The following is an 18,734-nucleotide window of genomic DNA, read 5'->3' on the forward strand; positions in this document are numbered from 1 at the left end:
GGGCGGGAATGGGCAAGCGGGTTCTTTCAGCAGCTGCGGCGGAGGCTATGTTAGCAAGCTTTTGTTGCCGAATTTGCACACACAATCACACACGATGGTCGTAAAAAAACCCGCCGGAGCGGGTTTATTTACCGATACAGAAGCGACTGAAGATCACCCCAAGCAGATCATCCGGCGTGAACTGCCCCGTAATGCTGGACAGCTGATCCTGCGCGAGCCGCAGCTCCTCCGCGAACAGGTCGAGCGACTGGTCATCCTGCGCCGCATGCTCGGCGGCATACCGCAGGTGCTCGCGCGCCTGGCGCAGCGCGACGAGGTGGCGTTCGCGCGCGAGGTACAGCGATTCGCCCGTCTGCTGCCAGCCGGCGATGCGCAGCAGTTCCGCGCGCAGCAGGTCGATGCCGATCTTTTCGTGCGCGGACAGGTAGATGTTGACCGCATCCGCGCCCTGGTCCACGGACGGCTTGTGTCCCGACAGGTCGATCTTGTTCCAGATGCGCACGACGGGCACGCCGGCCGGGAACGCGGCGACGATGTCCTCGTCGGCCTTGGCCGGGCCGAGGCTCGCGTCGAGCAGGTGCAGGATCACGTCCGCCTTGCCGACCTCGCCCCACGTGCGCTCGATGCCGATGCGCTCGACGACGTCGATGCCCTCGTCGATGGCGCGGATGCCGGCCGTGTCGACGATGTTCAGCGGGATGCCCTCGACCTGGATCGTCTCGCTGACTTTATCGCGCGTCGTGCCCGCGATCGGCGTGACGATGGCGACGTCCGATCCGGCCAGCGCGTTCAGCAGCGACGATTTGCCGACGTTCGGCTGGCCGACCAGCACGACGTTCAACCCCTCGCGCAGCAGCGCGCCCTGCGCGGCCTGGCGGAACACGGCTTCCAGCGCGTCGACGATGCCTTTCAGTTGGCCGCGCGCATTGGATTTCTCGAGGAAGTCGATTTCCTCTTCCGGGAAGTCGAGCGTGGCTTCGACGAGCATGCGCAGGTTGATCGTCTTCTCGACCAGTTCGTGCACGACCTTCGAGAACGCGCCGGACAGCGATTGCGACGCCGATTTCGCGGCGGCCTCGGTGGACGCGTCGATCAGGTCGGCGACGGCCTCCGCCTGCGCGAGGTCGAGCTTGTCGTTCAGGAAAGCGCGGCGCGTGAATTCGCCCGGCTCGGCCAGGCGCAGGTCCACGTCGCGGCCCGCCTCCAGCACGCGCGCGAGCAGCATGCGCAGCACGACGGGGCCGCCGTGGCCCTGCAGTTCCAGCACGTCCTCGCCGGTGTACGAGTGGGGCGCCTTGAAATACAGCGCGAGGCCTTCGTCGATGACGGTGCCCGCGGCATCCTTGAACGGCACATAAGTGGCGTGGCGGGGCGCCAGCGTCGTGCCAGGGAACAGCGCGGCCACGAGCGGCGCGAGGTTCTTGCCGGAGGCGCGCACCACGCCGATGCCGCCGCGTCCGGGGGCGGTGGCGATGGCGGCGATGGGAGAGGTATCGAGTTTCATGGTCGGATTGTAGGTGCAAACAAAAAAGCCCGTGCGGACACGGGCTTTTCGGTCACCGGGCCGGTGTTACTTGGCCGGCGCGAACTTCTTGGTGATGACGTACTGCTGCGCCATCGAGATCAGGTTGTTCACGACCCAGTACAGCACGAGGCCGGACGGGAAGAACAGGAAGATGACCGAGAACGCCAGCGGCATGAACATCATCATCTTGGCCTGCACCGGATCGGCCGGCTGCGGGTTCAGCTTCTGCGTGATGAACATCGAGATCGCGTACAGGATCGGCAGGATGAAGTACGGGTCCGGTGCCGTCAGGTCGTGGATCCAGCCCACCCACGGCGCGCCGCGCATCTCGACCGCGGCCTGCAGCACCCAGTACAGCGCCAGGAACACCGGCATCTGCACCAGGATCGGCAGGCAGCCGCCCAGCGGGTTGATCTTCTCGGCCTTGTACAGCTCCATCGTCGCCTGCTGCATCTTGACCGGATCGTTTTTATGGCGCTCGCGGATCGCCTGCATCTTCGGCGTCACCGTCTTCATCTTGGCCATGCTGCGGTAGCCGGCCGCCGACAGCGGGAAGAACAGCAGCTTGATCAGGATGGTGAAGGCGATGATGGTCCAGCCCCAGTTGCCGATCATCGAGTGCAGCCAGTTCATCGTGGCGAAGATCGGCTTGGCGATGATCGCGGCCCACGCGTAGTCGCGCACCAGGTCCAGGCCCGGGGTCACTTTTTCCAGCAGCGACTGCACCTGCGGCCCCGAGTACAGGCGCGCGGCGTTCGAGACGGTCGCGCCCGGTGCCACGGTGCCCAGCGGCTCGACGGCGCCGATGGCGAACAGGTTGTTACCCAGCGACTTCGTGTAGATGTCGCGCTGCGTGTTCGCCGGCGGGATGAACGCCGAGACGAAGAAGTGCTGCGAGATCGCGATCCAGCCATCCTTCGACTGCTTGGCGTGGTCGGCCGAACCCTTGCCGACCTTCTCGAACGTCAGCTTCTGGTAGTGCTCTTCCGGCGTCCACAGCGTGGGGCCCGTGTAGCTGCTGTTGAAGTACGTGTCGCCTTCCGGCTTCATGCCGTCGTGCTCGAGCTGGAAGTACAGCGACGGGGTGACCGGTGCCTGGGTCAGGTTCGTCACGTCGTGGCGCACGTCGATCACGTAGTCGTTGCGCTTGAACGTGAAGGTCTTGGTCAGGCGCACGCCGCCCTGCTCCGCATCCAGCACGACCTGCACCTGGTTGTTGCTGTCCAGCGTGCGCGGGCCCGGACGGACCGTGAACGGGGTGTTGTGGTTCGGCAGGACGCCGGCCGCGCTGGCGCCGGTCAGGCCCGTCTGCGCGAGGTAGACGCGCGGACCGTTGGCCTGGAACAGCACCTGGTTCTTGTTCGGGTCGACCTTGTCGCGGTACTTCAGCAGTTCCAGGCGACGGATCACGCCGCCGGCCGTGTCGATGTCGACTTTATAGACGTCGGTGGTGACGGTGATGACCTGGGCCTGCACGGGCGCGGGTGCCGCGGGCGTGCCCGGGACGGTGCCGGCCGGGGTCGGCGTCGCCGCTGAGGTTGCGTCATTAGGCAAGTCGTTCGGCTTGGCCGGGTTCGGTGCCTGCGCGACCTTGGCCGGCGGCTGTGCCGAGAACATCGACTGCTTGCCGTTGGCCACCATCCAGTCGTTCCACAGGACGACCAGCGCGACGGCGAACACGATCCACAGGATGGTACGTTTATTGATTTCCATTGGTCTTATTCAGGAATGCTTGCAACCGCAAGCGGTTGGTGAGGAATGCTGCTCCCCGGGACGCGGTACCAGGTCGACGCCGCCGTCGTTCCACGGATGGCAGCGGCAGACGCGGCGCAGGGCCAGCCATCCGCCGCGCGCGGCGCCGTGGATCTTGACGGCCTCGATCGCGTAATTGGAACAGGTCGGAAAGAAACGGCAGTTCTGTCCGAGCATCGGAGACACCAGCAACTGGTAACCGCGCAACAGCCAGACGAGCAACCGGTTCATGATAGTCCCGGTTGCGAGCCTGAAGGCGCAACGCTTGCCGCCTGTGGAGCGGCCTGGGCATTGCGCGGACGCGGCATTTGCGACGCGAACAGGCGTGCCAGTTCCACGCGCAACTGCGCCTTCAACGCGGACGTCGTCGCCGGACCGTCCTTGCCATTGACCGGACGCGACAAGCGCACGATGCAGTCGAGCGCCGGCAGCTGCGTGGTCCGGAACAGTTCGCGCGTGATGCGCTTGATGGTGTTGCGCGTGACCGCGCGCGGCGCAAAACGTTTGGCCGCGACGACGCCCAGCCGCGCATGAGGCAGGGCATTCGGTCGGGTATAGAGCACGAAATGCGCGGTTTTTTGTGCAGGGCGCAAACGAAAAACGGATGAAAACTCATCCGTTTTTACGATACGCCGAACGCGCGCAAAGTCGTGCGAACCTTCGCCTGACATAGGTCGTAGGCGTGGTCGATGCGGCTTTCCGGGCTTAGACAGCCAGGCGCTTGCGGCCCTTGGCGCGGCGAGCGTTCAGGACAAGGCGGCCACCACGGGTAGCCATACGTGCGCGGAAGCCGTGCGTGCGCTTGCGACGGACGACGGAAGGTTGGTAAGTACGTTTCATGGTGGTCTCGCTTAAAGCAAAATAGATGCAAAATCGGGGCTGAGCTCACACTGAGTCAGCATTGCGCCAATGACATTTCGCAGTTGTTAAGCCAGCGTCACGCCACAGCAAAGCTTGTCGCCTGTGTGCCATTTGTTGGGTTAACAAGGCGTACGGGCGGGGAACCCTGAATTATTCAGCATTTTGAGTTCAACTGTCAAGGCGGCAGTTGTGTCAAGGCCGCGTTATTGTGCGCCGCAAACGGTTGCCCATGCACGTCAGGCGCTTCCGTTTCGGTGGAAAATTCCTGTATCGCCTGTGGATAACTTGCGAGAACACAGGTAAAATAGAGTGTTACGCTTAACTTAGTCGATGTATGGATAACTTTTGGCAGACCTGTTCCAACCAGTTGGAGCTCGAGCTGACACCGCAGCAATATACCGCGTGGATCAAACCACTCGTCGCCCTTGACTACGAGGACGGCAAGCTGCGCATTGCGGCGCCCAATCGATTCAAGCTCGACTGGGTGAAGTCGCAGTTCGCCAACCGCATCACCGCGCTGGCGTCCGAGCATTATCAGCGGCCGGTCGACGTGCAGTTCGTGCTCGACCCGAAGAACAGCATGCCGAAAAAAGCGGTGTCGTCGGCCCCAGCCCCGATGCCGTCCAGCAGCGGCGCGCTGGGCATCAACGCCGCCGCCGACAAGACCGTGCCGGAGATGCCCGTCGTCACGCCGGACAATGTCATCGCGAACAATCCGCGCCGCGAGCAGAGCCGCGTCAACCCGGACCTCACGTTCGAGAACTTCGTGACCGGTAAGGCGAACCAGCTGGCGCGCGCCGCCGCGATCCAGGTCGCCAACAACCCGGGCGTCTCGTACAACCCGCTGTTCTTTTACGGCGGCGTGGGCCTCGGTAAGACCCACTTGATCCACGCGATCGGCAACCAGGTGATGGCCGACCAGCCGGGCGCGCGCATCCGCTATATCCACGCGGAACAGTATGTGCGCGACGTCGTGACCGCGTACCAGCGCAAAGGCTTCGACGACTTCAAGCATTACTATCACTCGCTGGACATGCTGCTCATCGACGATATTCAATTCTTCGGTGGCAAGAGCCGTACGCAGGAAGAATTCTTCTATGCGTTCGAGGCGCTGATCGCGGCGAAAAAGCAGATCATCATCACGTCGGATACCTATCCGAAAGAGATCACGGGCATGGACGATCGCCTGATCTCGCGCTTCGACTCGGGCCTGACGGTCGCGATCGAACCGCCGGAACTGGAAATGCGTGTGGCGATCCTGATGAAGAAGGCGGAATCGGAAGGCGTGATGCTGAACGACGACGTCGCCTTCTTCGTCGCGAAACACCTGCGCTCGAACGTGCGCGAACTGGAAGGCGCGTTGAGGAAGATCCTCGCGTACTCGCGTTTCCACGGCAAGGACATCACGATCGACGTCGTGAAGGAAGCGCTGAAGGACCTGTTGTCCGTGCAGAACCGCCAGATCTCCGTGGAAAACATCCAGAAGACCGTGGCCGATTTCTTCAACATCAAGGTCGCGGACATGTATTCGAAGCGCCGCCCGGCGAACATCGCGCGTCCGCGCCAGATCGCGATGTACCTGGCGAAAGAGCTGACGCAGAAGAGTCTGCCGGAAATCGGCGAACTGTTCGGCGGCCGCGACCATACGACGGTGCTGCACGCGGTCCGCAAGATCGCCCAGGACCGTACCAAGAACGCCGAGTGCAACCACGAATTGCACGTGCTGGAACAGACCCTGAAAGGCTGATGCGTGAACGCGGGGGAAAAGGCTGTGCCCCCGATGATTTCTGGCAAAATATTGCGCGTACAACATTTTTACCCTACCCATAACCGAGGATATCTATGCAACTGGTCAAATCCACCCGAGACACGCTTCTCCGGCCACTGCAGATCGTGAGTGGTATTGTCGAGCGTCGGCACACCATGCCGATTCTGGCCAATATCCTCATCCGCAAGACTGGCGAAAGCGTCTCGTTCCTGTCGACCGACACCGAGGTGCAGATCACGACCCTGGCCAACATCGGTTCGGGTCCTGAAGAGACGGGCACGACCGTCGCGGCACGCAAGCTGCTGGACATCCTGCGCGCCCTGCCGGAATCGGGCGACGTCACGATGACCCTGTTGAACAAGCGCCTGACCGTCCAGAGCGGCAAGTCGCGCTTTGCGCTGCAGACCCTGGCGGCCGAGGAATTCCCGACCGTGTCCGTGGCCGACAGCTACAACGCGACCGTCACGCTGCCGCAGAAAACGCTGAAGCACCTGTTCAACATGGTGCACTTCGCGATGGCCCAGCAAGACATCCGCTACTACCTGAACGGCCTGCTGCTGGTGCTGGACGGTAACAACGTGATCGCCGTCGCCACCGATGGCCACCGCCTGGCATTTTCCCAGGTGACGGCCGAGCAGACGTTCGAGCGCCAGGAAGTGATCATCCCGCGCAAGACCATCCTGGAACTGCAGCGCCTGCTGGAAGAGAGCGACGACGAAGTCCGCCTGGACATCGCGGCTTCGCAGGTCAAGCTGACGTTCGCCGATATCGAGCTCGTCTCGAAACTGGTCGAAGGCAAGTTCCCGGATTACACCCGCGTGATCCCGAAGGGTTACAAGAACGACTTCACGATCAGCCGCGATGAACTGCTGCGCTCGCTGCAGCGTGCCGCGATCATGACGAGCGACAAGTTCAAGGGCGTGCGCTGCATGATCTCTCCGGGTTCGATGAAGATCAGCTCGACCAACGCCGACCAGGAAGAAGCGGTGGAAGAACTGGAAATCGACTACGGCGGCGACACGATCGACATCGGCTTCAACGTCACGTACCTGCTGGACGTGCTGAACAACCTGAAGTGCGACCAGGTGAATATCTCGCTGGGCGATTCGAATTCGTCGGCGCTGATGTCGATTCCGGAGAATGGCGACTTCAAGTATGTCGTCATGCCGATGCGTATTTAATTAGGGCGAAGCGCCCATATATTCGTCCTGTTGTGCGGGGACTCAAGTGGTGATTGGGCCCCTGCCTGCGCAGGGGCGACGGTTTTAAGGCCGCGTACCTCAAAACCGTCATTCCCGCGAAGGCGGGAATCCAAGCTGAGCTACCGAAGTCGTAGCGCAAGCGTCCCGCCATAATCCGACGACACAAGACAGCCGGGCCCGCGCGCCCGCCGTCTGATTCACACGTTATTTGAGAAAGCAGTCATGTCCGAGAACACTCAAGCAGTTTTGGAATCCTCCCCTGCCAAGGCGGAAGAGTACGGCGCCTCGTCGATCCAGATTCTGGAAGGCCTGGAAGCGGTACGCAAGCGTCCGGGCATGTACATCGGCGACACGTCGGATGGCACCGGCCTGCATCACCTGGTGTTCGAGGTGCTCGATAACTCGATCGACGAGGCCCTGGCCGGCTACTGCTCCGAAATCCACGTCACGATCCATTCCGACAATTCGGTCTCGATCACCGACAACGGCCGCGGCATCCCGACCGGCATCAAGATGGACGACAAGCACGAGCCGAAGCGCTCGGCGACCGAGATCGCCCTGACGGAACTGCACGCCGGCGGCAAATTCAACCAGAACGCCTATAAAGTCTCCGGCGGCCTGCACGGCGTGGGTGTGTCCTGCGTGAACGCACTGTCGAAACTGCTGCGCGTGACCGTGCGCCAGAACGGCAAAGTGCACCAGATGGAATTCGAGCGCGGCGTTCCGCTGAACCGCGAAATCGAAATCCGTGACGGCGTGGAAGTCTCGCCGATCAAGGTTATCGGCGAAACCGACAAGCGCGGCACGGAAGTCCATTTCTGGGCCGACGAGGAAATCTTCTCGCACGTCGAGTTCCATTATGAGATCCTGAGCAAGCGTATCCGCGAACTCTCGTTCCTGAACAACGGCGTCAACATCAAGCTGACCGACCAGCGCACCGGCAAGGAAGAAGTGTTTGCCTTCGAAGGCGGCACCCGCGGCTTCGTCGAGTACATCAACAAGTCCAAGACCGTCCTGCACCCGACCGTGTTCCAGGCGACGGGCGACCGTATGTCGGAAAACGGCACCAATGTCTCGGTCGACGTATCGATGCAGTGGAACGACGCGTACAACGAGCAAGTGCTCTGCTTCACGAACAACATCCCGCAGCGCGACGGCGGCACCCACCTGACGGGCCTGCGCGCGGCGATGACGCGCGTGATCAACAAATACATCGACGAGAACGACTTCGCCAAGAAGGCCAAGGTCGAAATCTCGGGCGACGACATGCGCGAGGGTCTCACCTGCGTGCTGTCGGTGAAAGTGCCTGAGCCGAAGTTCTCGTCGCAAACGAAGGACAAGCTCGTGTCGTCGGAAGTGCGCGGCCCGGTCGAAGAGATCGTGGCGAAGACGCTCACCGACTTCCTGATGGAAAAGCCGAACGACGCCAAGATCATCTGCGGCAAGATCGTGGAAGCGGCACGCGCGCGCGAAGCCGCCCGCAAGGCCCGCGACCTCACCCGCCGCAAGGGTGTGATGGACGGCCTGGGCCTGTCGTCGAAACTGGCCGACTGCCAGGAGCGCGACCCGGCGCTGGCCGAGCTGTACATCGTCGAGGGTGACTCCGCAGGCGGCTCCGCCAAGCAGGGTCGCGACCGTAAGTTCCAGGCCATCCTGCCGCTGCGCGGCAAGGTGCTGAACGTGGAAAAGGCGCGCTTCGAGAAGATGCTGTCGTCGGAACAGATCACGACGCTGATCGCGACGCTCGGCACGTCGATCGGCCCGGACGAGTTCAACGTCGACAAGTTGCGCTACCACCGCATCATCATCATGACCGACGCGGACGTCGACGGTGCCCACATCCGCACCCTGCTGCTGACCTTGTTCTACCGCCAGATGCCGCAGTTGGTCGAGCGCGGCCACATCTACATCGCGCAGCCGCCGCTGTACAAGGTGAAAGCCGGCCGCGACGAGCGCTACCTGAAGGACGACGTCGAGGAAGCCAGCTACATGATGCGCTTCGCCCTGAACGGTGCTGCCCTGATGCCGAAGGAAGGCGCGGAGACGATCACCGACGGCGCGCTGGGCGACCTGGTCGACAAGTACAACAAGGCGAACGCGATCATGATGCGCCTGTCGCGCGTGATCGACCGCGCCGCCCTGTCCGCCATCATGACCGGTGTGAAGCTGGACCTGTCGACCCAGGAAGCGGCCGAGAAATCGGCGCAGGCGCTGGCCGACGCGATCCACGACACGAGCGTGAAGGTGGGCGTGCGTTCGGACGAACTGTCGGACAAGCACAGCCTGCGCATCGAACGCATCCACTACGGCAACGTGCAAGTGACGTCGATCGACGCCGACTTCGTCGCCGGCGCCGACTACAAGACGCTGGAAAACTCGGCCGAGACGTTCCAGGGCCTGATGGGCGAAGGCGCCATCATCCGCCGCGGCGAAGGCGAGAAGATGAAGGAATTCGCCGTGCGCGACTTCCAGCAGGCCATGGAATGGCTGCGCGAGGAAGCGGAGCGTGGCGTGTCCAAGCAGCGTTACAAGGGTCTGGGCGAGATGAATCCCGAGCAGCTGTGGGAGACGACCATGGATCCGACGGTGCGTCGCCTGCTCAAGGTGCAGATCGAGGACGCCATTGCTGCCGATCAGATCTTTACGACGCTGATGGGAGATGACGTGGAGCCGCGGCGGCACTTTATTGAGTCGAATGCGCTGCAGGCGGGGAATATCGACGTTTAAAATTGGGGCGAAGAAAGGCAGCATCATTCGGACATTACGAGTAGCGGCACTTCGTAAGCGTGACGAGAAGGAGGTCCCCTGCCTCCTTCTCTGTTCAATCGGCGCGCTGCTCTAAAAAATCCTTAATCCTGTCGAGTAGTGCAGGATCGCGTAGCTCGCATTCCCAGATTACCAGCACCTTCCAACCCTCATCCATGAGCGTGCGCATGTTACGCTCGTCCCGCTCTTTATTTGACTCGAGCTTGGACCTCCAGAAATCCGCGCGCGATTTGGGAATCCGGGCGTTGTGACACCCATCGTGTGAATGCCAAAAACACCCATGAACGAAAATTACTTTTCTGCGCCCAGGAAATACCAAATCCGGGCGGCCCGGAAGTTTGGATACATGTAATCGGTAACGGAACCCGGCGTTATGGATCAGGCGTCGCACGTACAGTTCCGGGCGAGTATCCTTGTTTCGAACCCGTGACATGATTTCGCTACGCCTGGCGACACTGACGGTGTCAACCATCTTCCCTCCCCAGAGAAGCTCGCTATCATAAAGCGCTTCCGTTAATATTGTTGCAGCTCAACGGACGCTAGTCTTCTAGTTGGGGGAAGACCACGATTTTTAAAGGTCAGTGGGTACTACACGACACCTTCAACTTGGACTGCTGTACACATGTACAGTAAAATGTACCCAACTTACCATCTCCAACGGCACTGATATCTTATATTTGTGTCAATCCCAGAGCCGGTTGCAGCGATTTTTACTTGCGATTTTCACAATAAATTATGACGATTAACTCGATTGAATTATTTGCTGGCGCCGGAGGATTGGCTCTCGGGTTTTCCGGTCACAATGTGATACACGAAGCGGTAGTGGAGTGGAATACGCACGCCTGCAATACAATCCGTTTAAACAAAAAAGAAAATGTTGACCCGGTAGCTCATTGGCCAGACGTAACAGAAGGAGATGTACGGAAATTCGATTATGCGAATTTCAACAATATCGACCTGGTCACTGGTGGGCCGCCTTGCCAGCCATTCTCGCTCGGAGGCAAACATGGCGGGTTTCTGGATGTCCGTGACATGTTTCCCCAAGCGGTCAGGGCCGTACGCGAGACAAATCCACGCGCTTTCGTTTTCGAAAATGTTCAAGGCTTGACTCGAACTGCCTTCAAGGATTATTTCGATTACATTCTTCTGCAATTGGAATTTCCGTCGTTGAGTGCGGACGCCACGGAAGAATGGTTGCTACACCTGGATAGACTCCGTCAGCATAAAGCGTCGGGCGCACCGAGTGAATATCGAGTTAAATGGAAATTGGTGAACGCGGCGAACTATGGTGTTCCACAGAAACGCATGCGCGTGTTTATTGTCGGATTCCGCGCCGACCTCGGGATCGATTTCGAATTTCCAGAAGAAACCCATAGCCAGCATGCGCTGTTGTTAACACAATGGGATTCTGGGGATTACTGGCAACGCCATCAGGTGGCCAAACGCGATCAACCGATGCGACCAGTCGGGATTGAGCGTATTCTCGATGCAATCAAAAAGAGTCAGACCGGAAGTCGGTTTTCGCCATGGTTAACGGTGCGCGATGCGATTTCCGATCTTCCTGACCCGGAAACGAATCCACGAGCATCGCGGGTTCAAGCGCATAAGTTTCAACCCGGCGCACGGATTTACCCCGGCCACACAGGCAGCCCCTTGGACGAACCTGCCAAAGCCCTAAAAGCCGGTGACCACGGTGTGCCCGGTGGAGAGAATATGTTGCGCCGACCAGATGGCACAGTGCGATATTTCACCGTCCGCGAATCCGCGCGCATTCAAACGTTCCCGGACAATTTCATTTTCCAAGGTTCTTGGACTGAAACCATGCGTCAATTAGGTAACGCCGTGCCGGTTCGACTGGCTTCTGTCATGGCCGAACGCGTATGTGACTACTTGAAAGCCGCCGAGCAACAAACGCTTGATCTTGCTGCTTAATCCAATAACGGATCGATTTCGATCCCGTATGGATAACTTTTTCCCGTTTTATAAAGCACCATACCATAGCTGATGACCGCACCCCGCCAGCCATCGCCAAGATGAGTAACAATGGCCTGGAGTAAGTCATGTGCCACGTGATTGACAGATTGCAGGTGAATAGTGCTCTGCTGCACGCTCGTAGGAACATCGTATCGGAAGACATACGGCAATTGGAGCTTCATCCTTGCGAGAAGGCTTCCAAGTTGAATACCACCCTCAAGATCCAAGTCAATCGCAACCGGGTAGTCATCGATAATCGGGTGCTGTTGATCGAATTTTCCGGGCTTGGTCGTGTCTCGCTCTTTCCCGGGATCTTTGGGACCGAATCCCGCACCGTTCCACATGTCTGAATATTGTGCCTTGAATAAGCCAATCAAGATATCCTCATTCGCAGCAGTACTCATACTGTGATCGAGTATCAAGACTTTGTACGCAAGCTTATCGAGATCAATATGACGACGACCGCGTAATTTCGTAAGATGCTGCGCGAGCCGATCTTTGACGTTATTTGCTTTACCAATATAACGAGGCTGACCGTCATAAATCAGCATGTAGACCCCTTGCGCAGAGCGGACCTCTGCCTGGAATTCGTGCAATCGACTGAGCGCGGCATCATCCAACAGCGAGGCCGATAACGTTTCCAGTTTGTTCTTCAACTGCTCGGAGACGGTACGGAGAAAGTCGAACACATATAAATCTTGCACTTGGAACCTTAGTACATTTGGTAAATAGATATATCCTAACCCATCGTTCCGTACTCGACAAACCTTGACTGGATCAGGACTCGCATTCGGGGACCTCCCCGGCACCGTGCTGTTCATGGCGCTGGGTTATGGCGTCGACCTGCTTGCCAGGGTGTCGTGGGTACGTGGCGCGCGCAGCTTTTACTGGGGCGACATCGACACCCACGGCTTTGCCATCCTGAGCTTATTACGCGCACAGCTGCCAGCGGTTCGCTCGCTGTTCATGAACGAATCCACCTTGTTGGCCCACCGCGCATTGTGGGCCAGTGAACCAACCCAGCACGCCGCGCATGAACTGCCGCATCTCGATCCCGTGGAGCAGGCCCTGTACCACGTACTCAAGCAACACGTGCTGGGATCCGCGGTACGGCTGGAGCAGGAACGGATTTCCTGGGACATCGCCTGGCCGGCGCTCAACGATGCGCTGGCAAAAGTGGATTGATCAAGGCGATGAGGTGCGATTCTGCGGCACCTCGAAATTGCATATCAAACAATCAATACAGCACCGTCAATTCAACAACCGGCTGTGCTTGGGCAGTTGCGCCGCCAGATAATCATGCTGATCGGCCAGGATATTCCGGCCGCTCAGCAGGTAATGCTCCGCACGGCATGGCACATACGGCACGTAGATCAGCGGCCGGAATTGCTCCACCAGCAAATTGCCCTTCTCCTGGTTGCAGCGCTTGCAGGCGGTCACGCAATTCATCCACGTGTCCTGGCCGCCGCGCGACCTCGGCAGGATATGGTCGCGCGACAGTTCCTTGTGCGCGAAGCGGTTGCCGCAATAGGCGCAGGTGTAGCGGTCGCGCTTGAACAGTAGATCGTTCTGGTGCGTCAGCGGCAGGCCGGTCCTGAACATGCGCGTCATGATTTCGCTGCCGGCGATGGCAATGATCGGCTTGACCGCGATTTTCGACTGCACGCCCGACTTGGAATAGCCGCCGCGGAAAACGAATTCGCGGCCGCCCAGTTCCCAGGCCACTTTGCCGAGTGCGTAGTACAGGATGGCGTCCTCGGGCGCAATCCAGTCGAACGGGTTACCTGCAATATCGAGTGCCAGGATTTGCGTGTTCATCATGTCACCTTCATTCCGTAGTGACAGCGTAGCTTGAACACAAATAAAAGTCAGCAATCGTGCGCTGACTTCGGCGTCATCCCCGCAATCTCGCGGGCTTGGTGCCGAACGTCGGCACCGTCACCGGCTTCGCCAGCCCGGCCAGGAAGCGGCCCAGCGGCGCTTCGACCCAATGATAAAACACCGCCCCGGACGCCACGCTGGCCGCCCACGCCCACACGACGCCTGCGCCTTGCAGATAAGCATCATCTGGAACGAAGCGCGTGAACGCCGCATTCACGACCAGGCAAACCGGAAAGTGGACGAGAAAAATCGAATATGAGATCTTGCCCAGGTAATTGATGAGCGACCATCCCGAGCTCGCATACGTGCCCAGCCGCGTGCGGCCGTACAGGCACAGGAAGGAGGCCACGACGGACGCCACCGCGATGCGGATCCGGAAATCCAGTTCCAGCGCCAGCACGGCCGGCACGACCATCATCAACAGCAGGGAGAACGTCGCCATGAACGGCCGGCGCGGATCGCTCGCCCACCACGCGAGGATGCCCAGGCCGTAGCTGCCGAAAAAGTAAGGCGCCCACACGTCGAAATCGGCGTCGCGGTTAAAGTACAGCAGCGAGATGCTCACGCCCAGCGTGACCAGCAGGGGCATCAGCCAGGGCATGGAGCGGTTGCCGGCGATGCGTCCGCCCAACCACAGCAGGCAAGTGATCAGCGCATACAGCTGGAAATCGATGGCGACATACCAGGCGCCGGCGGACAGCGATTCATAGCCCAGCACGCTGTGCAGCAACAGGACGTGCGCGGCCAGCTGGGACATGTTCGGCGGGGCCGAGATCGAATCGTGGACCATCCACGTGCGCGCGAGCGCGGACGCGCCGATCGCCAGGAACATGGCCACGATGAACGGCGGCGCCAGCTTGATGTAGCGGCGCCAGATCGTGCCCAGCGGATTGCCGATGCCCGGCATGCCGGACGGCGACAGCGATTTCGCGACGAGGAAACCGCTGATGACGAGGAAGGCCTGGACGGCGATGCGGCCGTACTGGTCGAGCCAGTCGATAATCGGCGGCATCAGCGGCCGCGCGGCGTCGGCCATCGGGCCGTAGAACGCCAGGTGGTGCAGGACGATCAGTTGCGCCGCACCGGCTTTCAAAAGGTTGATCAAACCAAACTGTTTTTGGACCGTCGCGTTCGGTCCAGACACTCCCGGATCTTTCATGTGCAAGCCCAGCCATTCAATGTTGCTCAGTGTCAATCAAGCAACAAAGTTGTCGATATGGCTGAGCGGGCCGCCATCATAGCCGAGCTGAATTGTGCGGGACCACGCTTTACACCTCGTAAAGCCTGTTACATTAAGATGCAAATTAATCGTAAAAATAACGGCTTAAATAACGTTTTGCGCGCGATTTCAGCCATTCATGGTAACTAAACTGTTTCAAGAACAACTTCCATACGCGTAATACCCCGCCGACGTCTGCCTCACATCCGTATAAGCGGCGACCATGTAATACCCCAGATACTGGTTCGAATTCTTCGCATACACCTGCCCATCCGCCCCGATGTACGCCCGGCCGGCCGACACGTGCGACACATTGCTGGCATACCAGTGACTGCACGTGAACGGCGCCGCCGCGTTGCCGCTGACGATCTTGTCGATCATGGTCTTGATGGCGACCATTTGCCCGCCGCTCTTGGCCGGGAAATTCACGTCCTCGTAGCCCCACCAGTCCCAGCATCCGCCGGGATTGTTCGCGGTAACGATCGTTTGCGGATACAGTACGATCATGTTGTTCGTATCGGCCCAGCGGTTATAGCCGGCATTCTGGTAAAACGCCGTGCCGACGACGGACGCGCTTTGCAGGCAGCCGTGGAATGCCACGTGCAGCCGGCAGGATTGACCCGCGGCACAGCTGGCCGGCACGTAGGCGTAGCCGCTGTTGGCCATGCTATAAAAATTCGGATTGAAATTGCCCCAGAAAACGGACTGGTCGAAGTTGATGAAGCTGCCGGACAGCACACCCGTGTTCTTCGGATTCAGTGGACCATAGATCCATTTCAGGATCTCGCCCGCGGTATCGAAGTTGCAGTTGTCGACGTACGGGCTGCCGTTGATGGCGCAGCCGTTGCCGAAGAAATCCGTCGGGATCGAATGCTCGGCCGCGAGATTGTTCTTGTAATAGATATTGGCGGCCGGGAGATACGAACCGTACATCGTCCTGAGGTCGTCCATCACGGGTTGGCGGACCGTGGAATCGATCGTTCCCGACAGCAGATAGACCTTCGATGCGGCCATATTGCTGGTCGGGTCGATATAGCCATTGCCCGACCACGTATTCACCACCGAAATCAAATACGGCAGATTGCGCGAGCCGGTATTCGCCATGCACGGACCGACCGAGATTGCGACGTTCCCCTGCGAGCAGTAGACGGGCCCGCCGGCGATGATGCCTGCGCCCTTTTTCACCGTTTTCGAATACGCGAAATGCATCTGCGCCGCCATGTGGGCGCCGGACGAAAAACCGGAGACCGACACGTCGTTCACGCTGACGTTGTACTTCGGTAAAGCGACGACCGCCGCGAAGGCGCTCGTGCCGAGAAAACCAATGAGGATGCCGGCAAGCTGCCTTGCCCTGATCAGGATGGTCATGCTGTCTCCGATTGTTTTATAGGTTTGACCCGGATCAGCTTAGATGAGGCAGACCGATGTGCAAGCGCAAAGCGATGTGCGCTTGCGATCAGGCGGCTGTGCAAAAACGATGCATCCGGAGCGGAAGCACGCGGCGTGTACCATGTGCGCATGACCTATCGCCTCGCCATGTTCGATTTCGACGGCACGCTCGCCGACTCGTTTCCCTTCGTCCTCACCGTCTTCAACACGATCGCCGACCAGCACGGCTTTCGCCGTATCGACGTCGCGCGCGCGGACGAACTGCGCCACCTCCACGTGCGCCAGATGATGGACCACGTCGGCATGCCGGCCTGGAAGCTGCCGCTCGCGTCGAAGACCTTCGTCACGATGATGCGCGCCAGCGCCCACGCGATTCCTTTGTTCGACGGCATCGCGGACGCGCTGCGCCACCTGCACGACCGGGGCGTGGTGCTCACCGTCGTCTCGTCGAATGCCGAGCACAACGTGCGCGCGGTGCTGGGACCCGAGCTGGCGGCGCTGATCCGGCGCTTCGAATGCGGCATGTCCGTATTCGGCAAGGCGAGCCGCATCCGGGCCGTGCTCAAGGCCTGCGGCGTGGCGCCGGCGGATGCCATCTACATCGGCGACCAGGCGACGGATGCGGAGGCGGCGCAAAAAGCCGGCGTGGCGTTCGGCGCCGTCCACTGGGGCATTGCCACGATCGAAGCGCTGCGCGCGCAGGCATGCGCCACCGAGTTCGTCACGCCGGCCGACCTGCGCCGCATCGCCCCCGCATCCTGACCTGTCCCGCGCGCACATCGGCAGCTGGCTTGAAGGAAAATACTTCGCATGCTAAACTTTCGCATATCAACAGTGAACAAGAAAAGTATTTACGAGGATCAACATGCGACTCACCGACCAGACCCTGAGCAGTCTCACCGCCGCGCTGACCCACGCGTCGCGCGCCTACCGTGCCGCTGCCGACAAGGTCGCATCCGACTTCGGCCTGTCCCAGGCGACCGGGCTGCCGGTGCTGGTCATCCACCGCTTCGGCGAGAACGGCGTGCGGCCGGGCATCCTGGCCGAGACGCTGAGCCTGGAAGCGTCGTCGCTCGTGCGCGTCGTCGACCACCTGATCGGATCGGGCCTCGTCGAGCGCCATGAAGATCCGCAGGACCGCCGCGCCAAGATCCTGCGCCTGACCGACGAGGGCCTCAAGGCCGCCCGCCAGATGGACCAGGCGCTGACGCCCTTCCGCCGCAAGCTGTTCGGGCAGTTCGATGCGGCTGATGTCGAGGCCACGCTGCGCGTCCTGTCCGGCCTGCCGACGGCCATCGCCACCATCCAGGGTGCGTGAACATGCCAACCCGGTCGGAGATCCTGTTCTCCGTCAAGTCATTCGCGGCAGCGATGCTCTCGGTCTATGTATCGATGCGCATCGGACTGCCGCGACCGTTTTGGGCCATGATGACGGCCTATATCTGCGCCGCGCCGTTCGCCGGCCCCGTCCGCTCCAAGGGGCTGTATCGCGCGGGCGGCACGGTGCTGGGCGCCATCGCCGTCACGTTCCTCGTGCCGCGGCTGATCAACTCGCCCGAACTGCTGTCGCTGGCGCTGGCCCTGTGGATCGCCGGGTGCCTGTATGTGTCGCTGCTCGACCGCACGCCGCGCTCGTACATGCTGATGCTGGGCGGCTATACGGCCGGCCTCATCGCCTTCCCCGCCGTCAATGAGCCGGCCGCCATCTTCGACATCGCCCTCGCGCGCGTGGAGGAGATCCTGCTCGGCATCACGTGCGCCACCGTCGTGCACAGCCTCGTGCTGCCGCAGCCGTTCGGTCCGATGCTGGTGGCGCGCCTGGACAATGCCGTGCGCGACGCCCAGCACTGGATCCGCGACGCACTGAATCCGGCCGGCGACGCGCGCTCCGCCTCCGACCGGCGCAAGCTCGCGGGCGACATCACGGAAATGCGCCTGATGACCACGCACCTGCCGTTCGACACATCGCACCTGCGCTGGACGGAGAAGGCGGTCAATGCGCTGCAGGAACGCCTGGCCGCGTTCGTGCCGATCGTCTCCGGCGTCGAAGACCGCCTGACGGCGTTGCGCGACCTGGGCGCCACCGAGGTATCGGAACGGTGGCACGCGCTGCTGCGCGACGTCGTCGCCCTCACCGAGAGCCCGAAGGACGTGGCCATCGATGCGCAGGGCGCCGCGCTGCGCCAGCGCATCGACGCCCTTGAACCGAAGGTCGACGAGACGCTGGGCTGGACCGGCATGATCGAAGTGAACCTGGCCGCGCGGCTGCGGCGCCTGATCGAGATCTGCGTCGAGACGCGCGCGCTGCGCCAGCACATCGACGCGGGCGTGCACGGGCGCCTGCCCGAGGCCGTACGCCACCTGCCGGGCGTGCCGGTGAGCGCGCTGCACCTGGAC

Annotated in this window: 18 protein-coding genes; 8 read left to right on the top strand and 10 right to left on the bottom strand. The window is 60.8% G+C overall.

Annotated elements, in window-relative coordinates; genetic code table 11:
• Nucleotides 1-124: 124 nt before the first annotated feature.
• From mnmE to rpmH, 5 genes are all read right to left on the bottom strand, one after another.
• Nucleotides 125-1,504 (bottom strand): tRNA uridine-5-carboxymethylaminomethyl(34) synthesis GTPase MnmE, encoded by a 1,380-nt coding sequence (gene mnmE, locus ACEN88_RS07885; RefSeq protein ID WP_413338517.1) that lies wholly within the window; start codon nucleotides 1,502-1,504, stop codon nucleotides 125-127.
• 66 nt (nucleotides 1,505-1,570) lie between these two features.
• The gene (gene yidC, locus ACEN88_RS07890; RefSeq protein WP_413338519.1) at nucleotides 1,571-3,238 is read right to left on the bottom strand and encodes a membrane protein insertase YidC; all 1,668 of its coding nucleotides are present in this window, start codon (nucleotides 3,236-3,238) and stop codon (nucleotides 1,571-1,573) included.
• 9 nt (nucleotides 3,239-3,247) lie between these two features.
• Nucleotides 3,248-3,508, bottom strand: a complete 261-nt coding sequence (gene yidD / locus ACEN88_RS07895) for a membrane protein insertion efficiency factor YidD (protein WP_056126914.1) — start codon at nucleotides 3,506-3,508, stop codon at nucleotides 3,248-3,250.
• A complete protein-coding gene (gene rnpA / locus ACEN88_RS07900) occupies nucleotides 3,505-3,948 on the bottom strand; it encodes a ribonuclease P protein component (protein WP_413338521.1) in 444 nt (147 codons plus the stop codon). The genes yidD and rnpA overlap by 4 nt, the downstream gene beginning before the upstream one ends.
• 34 nt (nucleotides 3,949-3,982) lie before the next feature.
• Entirely contained in the window at nucleotides 3,983-4,117 is a 135-nt protein-coding gene (gene rpmH / locus ACEN88_RS07905) for a 50S ribosomal protein L34 (protein WP_075796440.1), read from the bottom strand.
• Nucleotides 4,118-4,472: 355 nt separating this feature from the next.
• On the opposite strand from rpmH, the gene dnaA reads away from it, so the two are divergent.
• From dnaA to gyrB, 3 genes are all read left to right on the top strand, one after another.
• Nucleotides 4,473-5,885, top strand: a complete 1,413-nt coding sequence (gene dnaA, locus ACEN88_RS07910) for a chromosomal replication initiator protein DnaA (RefSeq protein WP_371763268.1) — start codon at nucleotides 4,473-4,475, stop codon at nucleotides 5,883-5,885.
• A gap of 95 nt (nucleotides 5,886-5,980) precedes the next feature.
• Nucleotides 5,981-7,087 carry a DNA polymerase III subunit beta gene (gene dnaN, locus ACEN88_RS07915; RefSeq protein ID WP_413338524.1) on the top strand — a complete coding sequence of 369 codons (1,107 nt, stop codon included), beginning with the start codon at nucleotides 5,981-5,983 and terminating at the stop codon, nucleotides 7,085-7,087.
• 243 nt (nucleotides 7,088-7,330) lie between these two features.
• A complete protein-coding gene (gene gyrB / locus ACEN88_RS07920; RefSeq protein ID WP_413338526.1) occupies nucleotides 7,331-9,835 on the top strand; it encodes a DNA topoisomerase (ATP-hydrolyzing) subunit B in 2,505 nt (834 codons plus the stop codon).
• Between the two features lie 94 nt (nucleotides 9,836-9,929).
• Here the strand turns inward: gyrB and ACEN88_RS07925 are convergent, their stop codons facing one another.
• On the bottom strand, nucleotides 9,930-10,346 hold the full coding sequence (locus tag ACEN88_RS07925; RefSeq protein ID WP_413338527.1) for a very short patch repair endonuclease: 417 nt from the start codon (nucleotides 10,344-10,346) through the stop codon (nucleotides 9,930-9,932).
• Nucleotides 10,347-10,609: 263 nt separating this feature from the next.
• On the opposite strand from ACEN88_RS07925, the gene ACEN88_RS07930 reads away from it, so the two are divergent.
• A complete protein-coding gene (locus ACEN88_RS07930; protein ID WP_413338529.1) occupies nucleotides 10,610-11,806 on the top strand; it encodes a DNA cytosine methyltransferase in 1,197 nt (398 codons plus the stop codon).
• Here ACEN88_RS07930 and ACEN88_RS07935 read toward each other — a convergent pair.
• A complete protein-coding gene (locus tag ACEN88_RS07935) occupies nucleotides 11,803-12,537 on the bottom strand; it encodes an Eco29kI family restriction endonuclease (protein WP_413338531.1) in 735 nt (244 codons plus the stop codon). The genes ACEN88_RS07930 and ACEN88_RS07935 overlap by 4 nt on opposite strands.
• Nucleotides 12,538-12,616: 79 nt before the next feature.
• Here ACEN88_RS07935 and ACEN88_RS07940 point away from each other — a divergent pair, with 79 nt between their 5' ends.
• A complete protein-coding gene (locus tag ACEN88_RS07940; RefSeq protein WP_413338533.1) occupies nucleotides 12,617-13,033 on the top strand; it encodes a Wadjet anti-phage system protein JetD domain-containing protein in 417 nt (138 codons plus the stop codon).
• A 66-nt stretch (nucleotides 13,034-13,099) separates the two neighbouring features.
• Here the strand turns inward: ACEN88_RS07940 and ACEN88_RS07945 are convergent, their stop codons facing one another.
• The 3 genes from ACEN88_RS07945 to ACEN88_RS07955 all read right to left on the bottom strand — a co-directional run bounded on the left by ACEN88_RS07945 (nucleotide 13,100) and on the right by ACEN88_RS07955 (nucleotide 16,316).
• A complete protein-coding gene (locus tag ACEN88_RS07945) occupies nucleotides 13,100-13,666 on the bottom strand; it encodes an HNH endonuclease (protein ID WP_413338535.1) in 567 nt (188 codons plus the stop codon).
• 76 nt (nucleotides 13,667-13,742) lie between these two features.
• On the bottom strand, nucleotides 13,743-14,822 hold the full coding sequence (locus ACEN88_RS07950) for an acyltransferase family protein (protein ID WP_413338537.1): 1,080 nt from the start codon (nucleotides 14,820-14,822) through the stop codon (nucleotides 13,743-13,745).
• A 282-nt stretch (nucleotides 14,823-15,104) separates the two neighbouring features.
• Entirely contained in the window at nucleotides 15,105-16,316 is a 1,212-nt protein-coding gene (locus ACEN88_RS07955; RefSeq protein WP_413338539.1) for a PHA-depolymerase-like protein, read from the bottom strand.
• A 150-nt stretch (nucleotides 16,317-16,466) separates the two neighbouring features.
• Between ACEN88_RS07955 and ACEN88_RS07960 the strand changes: the two genes are divergently transcribed.
• The 3 genes from ACEN88_RS07960 to ACEN88_RS07970 form a co-directional block, all read left to right on the top strand.
• Nucleotides 16,467-17,099 (top strand): HAD hydrolase-like protein, encoded by a 633-nt coding sequence (locus ACEN88_RS07960; protein WP_413338541.1) that lies wholly within the window; start codon nucleotides 16,467-16,469, stop codon nucleotides 17,097-17,099.
• Between the two features lie 103 nt (nucleotides 17,100-17,202).
• Nucleotides 17,203-17,655 (top strand): MarR family winged helix-turn-helix transcriptional regulator, encoded by a 453-nt coding sequence (locus tag ACEN88_RS07965; protein ID WP_413338542.1) that lies wholly within the window; start codon nucleotides 17,203-17,205, stop codon nucleotides 17,653-17,655.
• A 2-nt stretch (nucleotides 17,656-17,657) separates the two neighbouring features.
• Nucleotides 17,658-18,734 (top strand): FUSC family protein (locus ACEN88_RS07970; protein ID WP_413338544.1); only part of this gene is annotated, 1,077 nt, incomplete at its 3' end.

The sequence above is a fragment of the Massilia sp. CT11-108 genome, assembly GCF_047302915.1.
Lineage (GTDB): Bacteria > Pseudomonadota > Gammaproteobacteria > Burkholderiales > Burkholderiaceae_D > Telluria > Telluria orientalis.

Excerpts from the sequence above, each read along its gene's own strand:
- mnmE (WP_413338517.1), bottom strand. The coding sequence starts at position 1,504 with ATGAAACTCGATACCTCTCCCATCGCCGCCATCGCCACCGCCCCCGGA.
- yidC (WP_413338519.1), bottom strand. The coding sequence starts at position 3,238 with ATGGAAATCAATAAACGTACCATCCTGTGGATCGTGTTCGCCGTCGCG.
- yidD (WP_056126914.1), bottom strand. The coding sequence starts at position 3,508 with ATGAACCGGTTGCTCGTCTGGCTGTTGCGCGGTTACCAGTTGCTGGTG.
- rnpA (WP_413338521.1), bottom strand. The coding sequence starts at position 3,948 with ATGTCAGGCGAAGGTTCGCACGACTTTGCGCGCGTTCGGCGTATCGTA.
- rpmH (WP_075796440.1), bottom strand. The coding sequence starts at position 4,117 with ATGAAACGTACTTACCAACCTTCCGTCGTCCGTCGCAAGCGCACGCAC.
- dnaA (WP_371763268.1), top strand. The coding sequence starts at position 4,473 with ATGGATAACTTTTGGCAGACCTGTTCCAACCAGTTGGAGCTCGAGCTG.
- dnaN (WP_413338524.1), top strand. The coding sequence starts at position 5,981 with ATGCAACTGGTCAAATCCACCCGAGACACGCTTCTCCGGCCACTGCAG.
- gyrB (WP_413338526.1), top strand. The coding sequence starts at position 7,331 with ATGTCCGAGAACACTCAAGCAGTTTTGGAATCCTCCCCTGCCAAGGCG.
- ACEN88_RS07925 (WP_413338527.1), bottom strand. The coding sequence starts at position 10,346 with ATGGTTGACACCGTCAGTGTCGCCAGGCGTAGCGAAATCATGTCACGG.
- ACEN88_RS07930 (WP_413338529.1), top strand. The coding sequence starts at position 10,610 with ATGACGATTAACTCGATTGAATTATTTGCTGGCGCCGGAGGATTGGCT.
- ACEN88_RS07945 (WP_413338535.1), bottom strand. The coding sequence starts at position 13,666 with ATGAACACGCAAATCCTGGCACTCGATATTGCAGGTAACCCGTTCGAC.
- ACEN88_RS07955 (WP_413338539.1), bottom strand. The coding sequence starts at position 16,316 with ATGACCATCCTGATCAGGGCAAGGCAGCTTGCCGGCATCCTCATTGGT.
- ACEN88_RS07960 (WP_413338541.1), top strand. The coding sequence starts at position 16,467 with ATGACCTATCGCCTCGCCATGTTCGATTTCGACGGCACGCTCGCCGAC.
- ACEN88_RS07965 (WP_413338542.1), top strand. The coding sequence starts at position 17,203 with ATGCGACTCACCGACCAGACCCTGAGCAGTCTCACCGCCGCGCTGACC.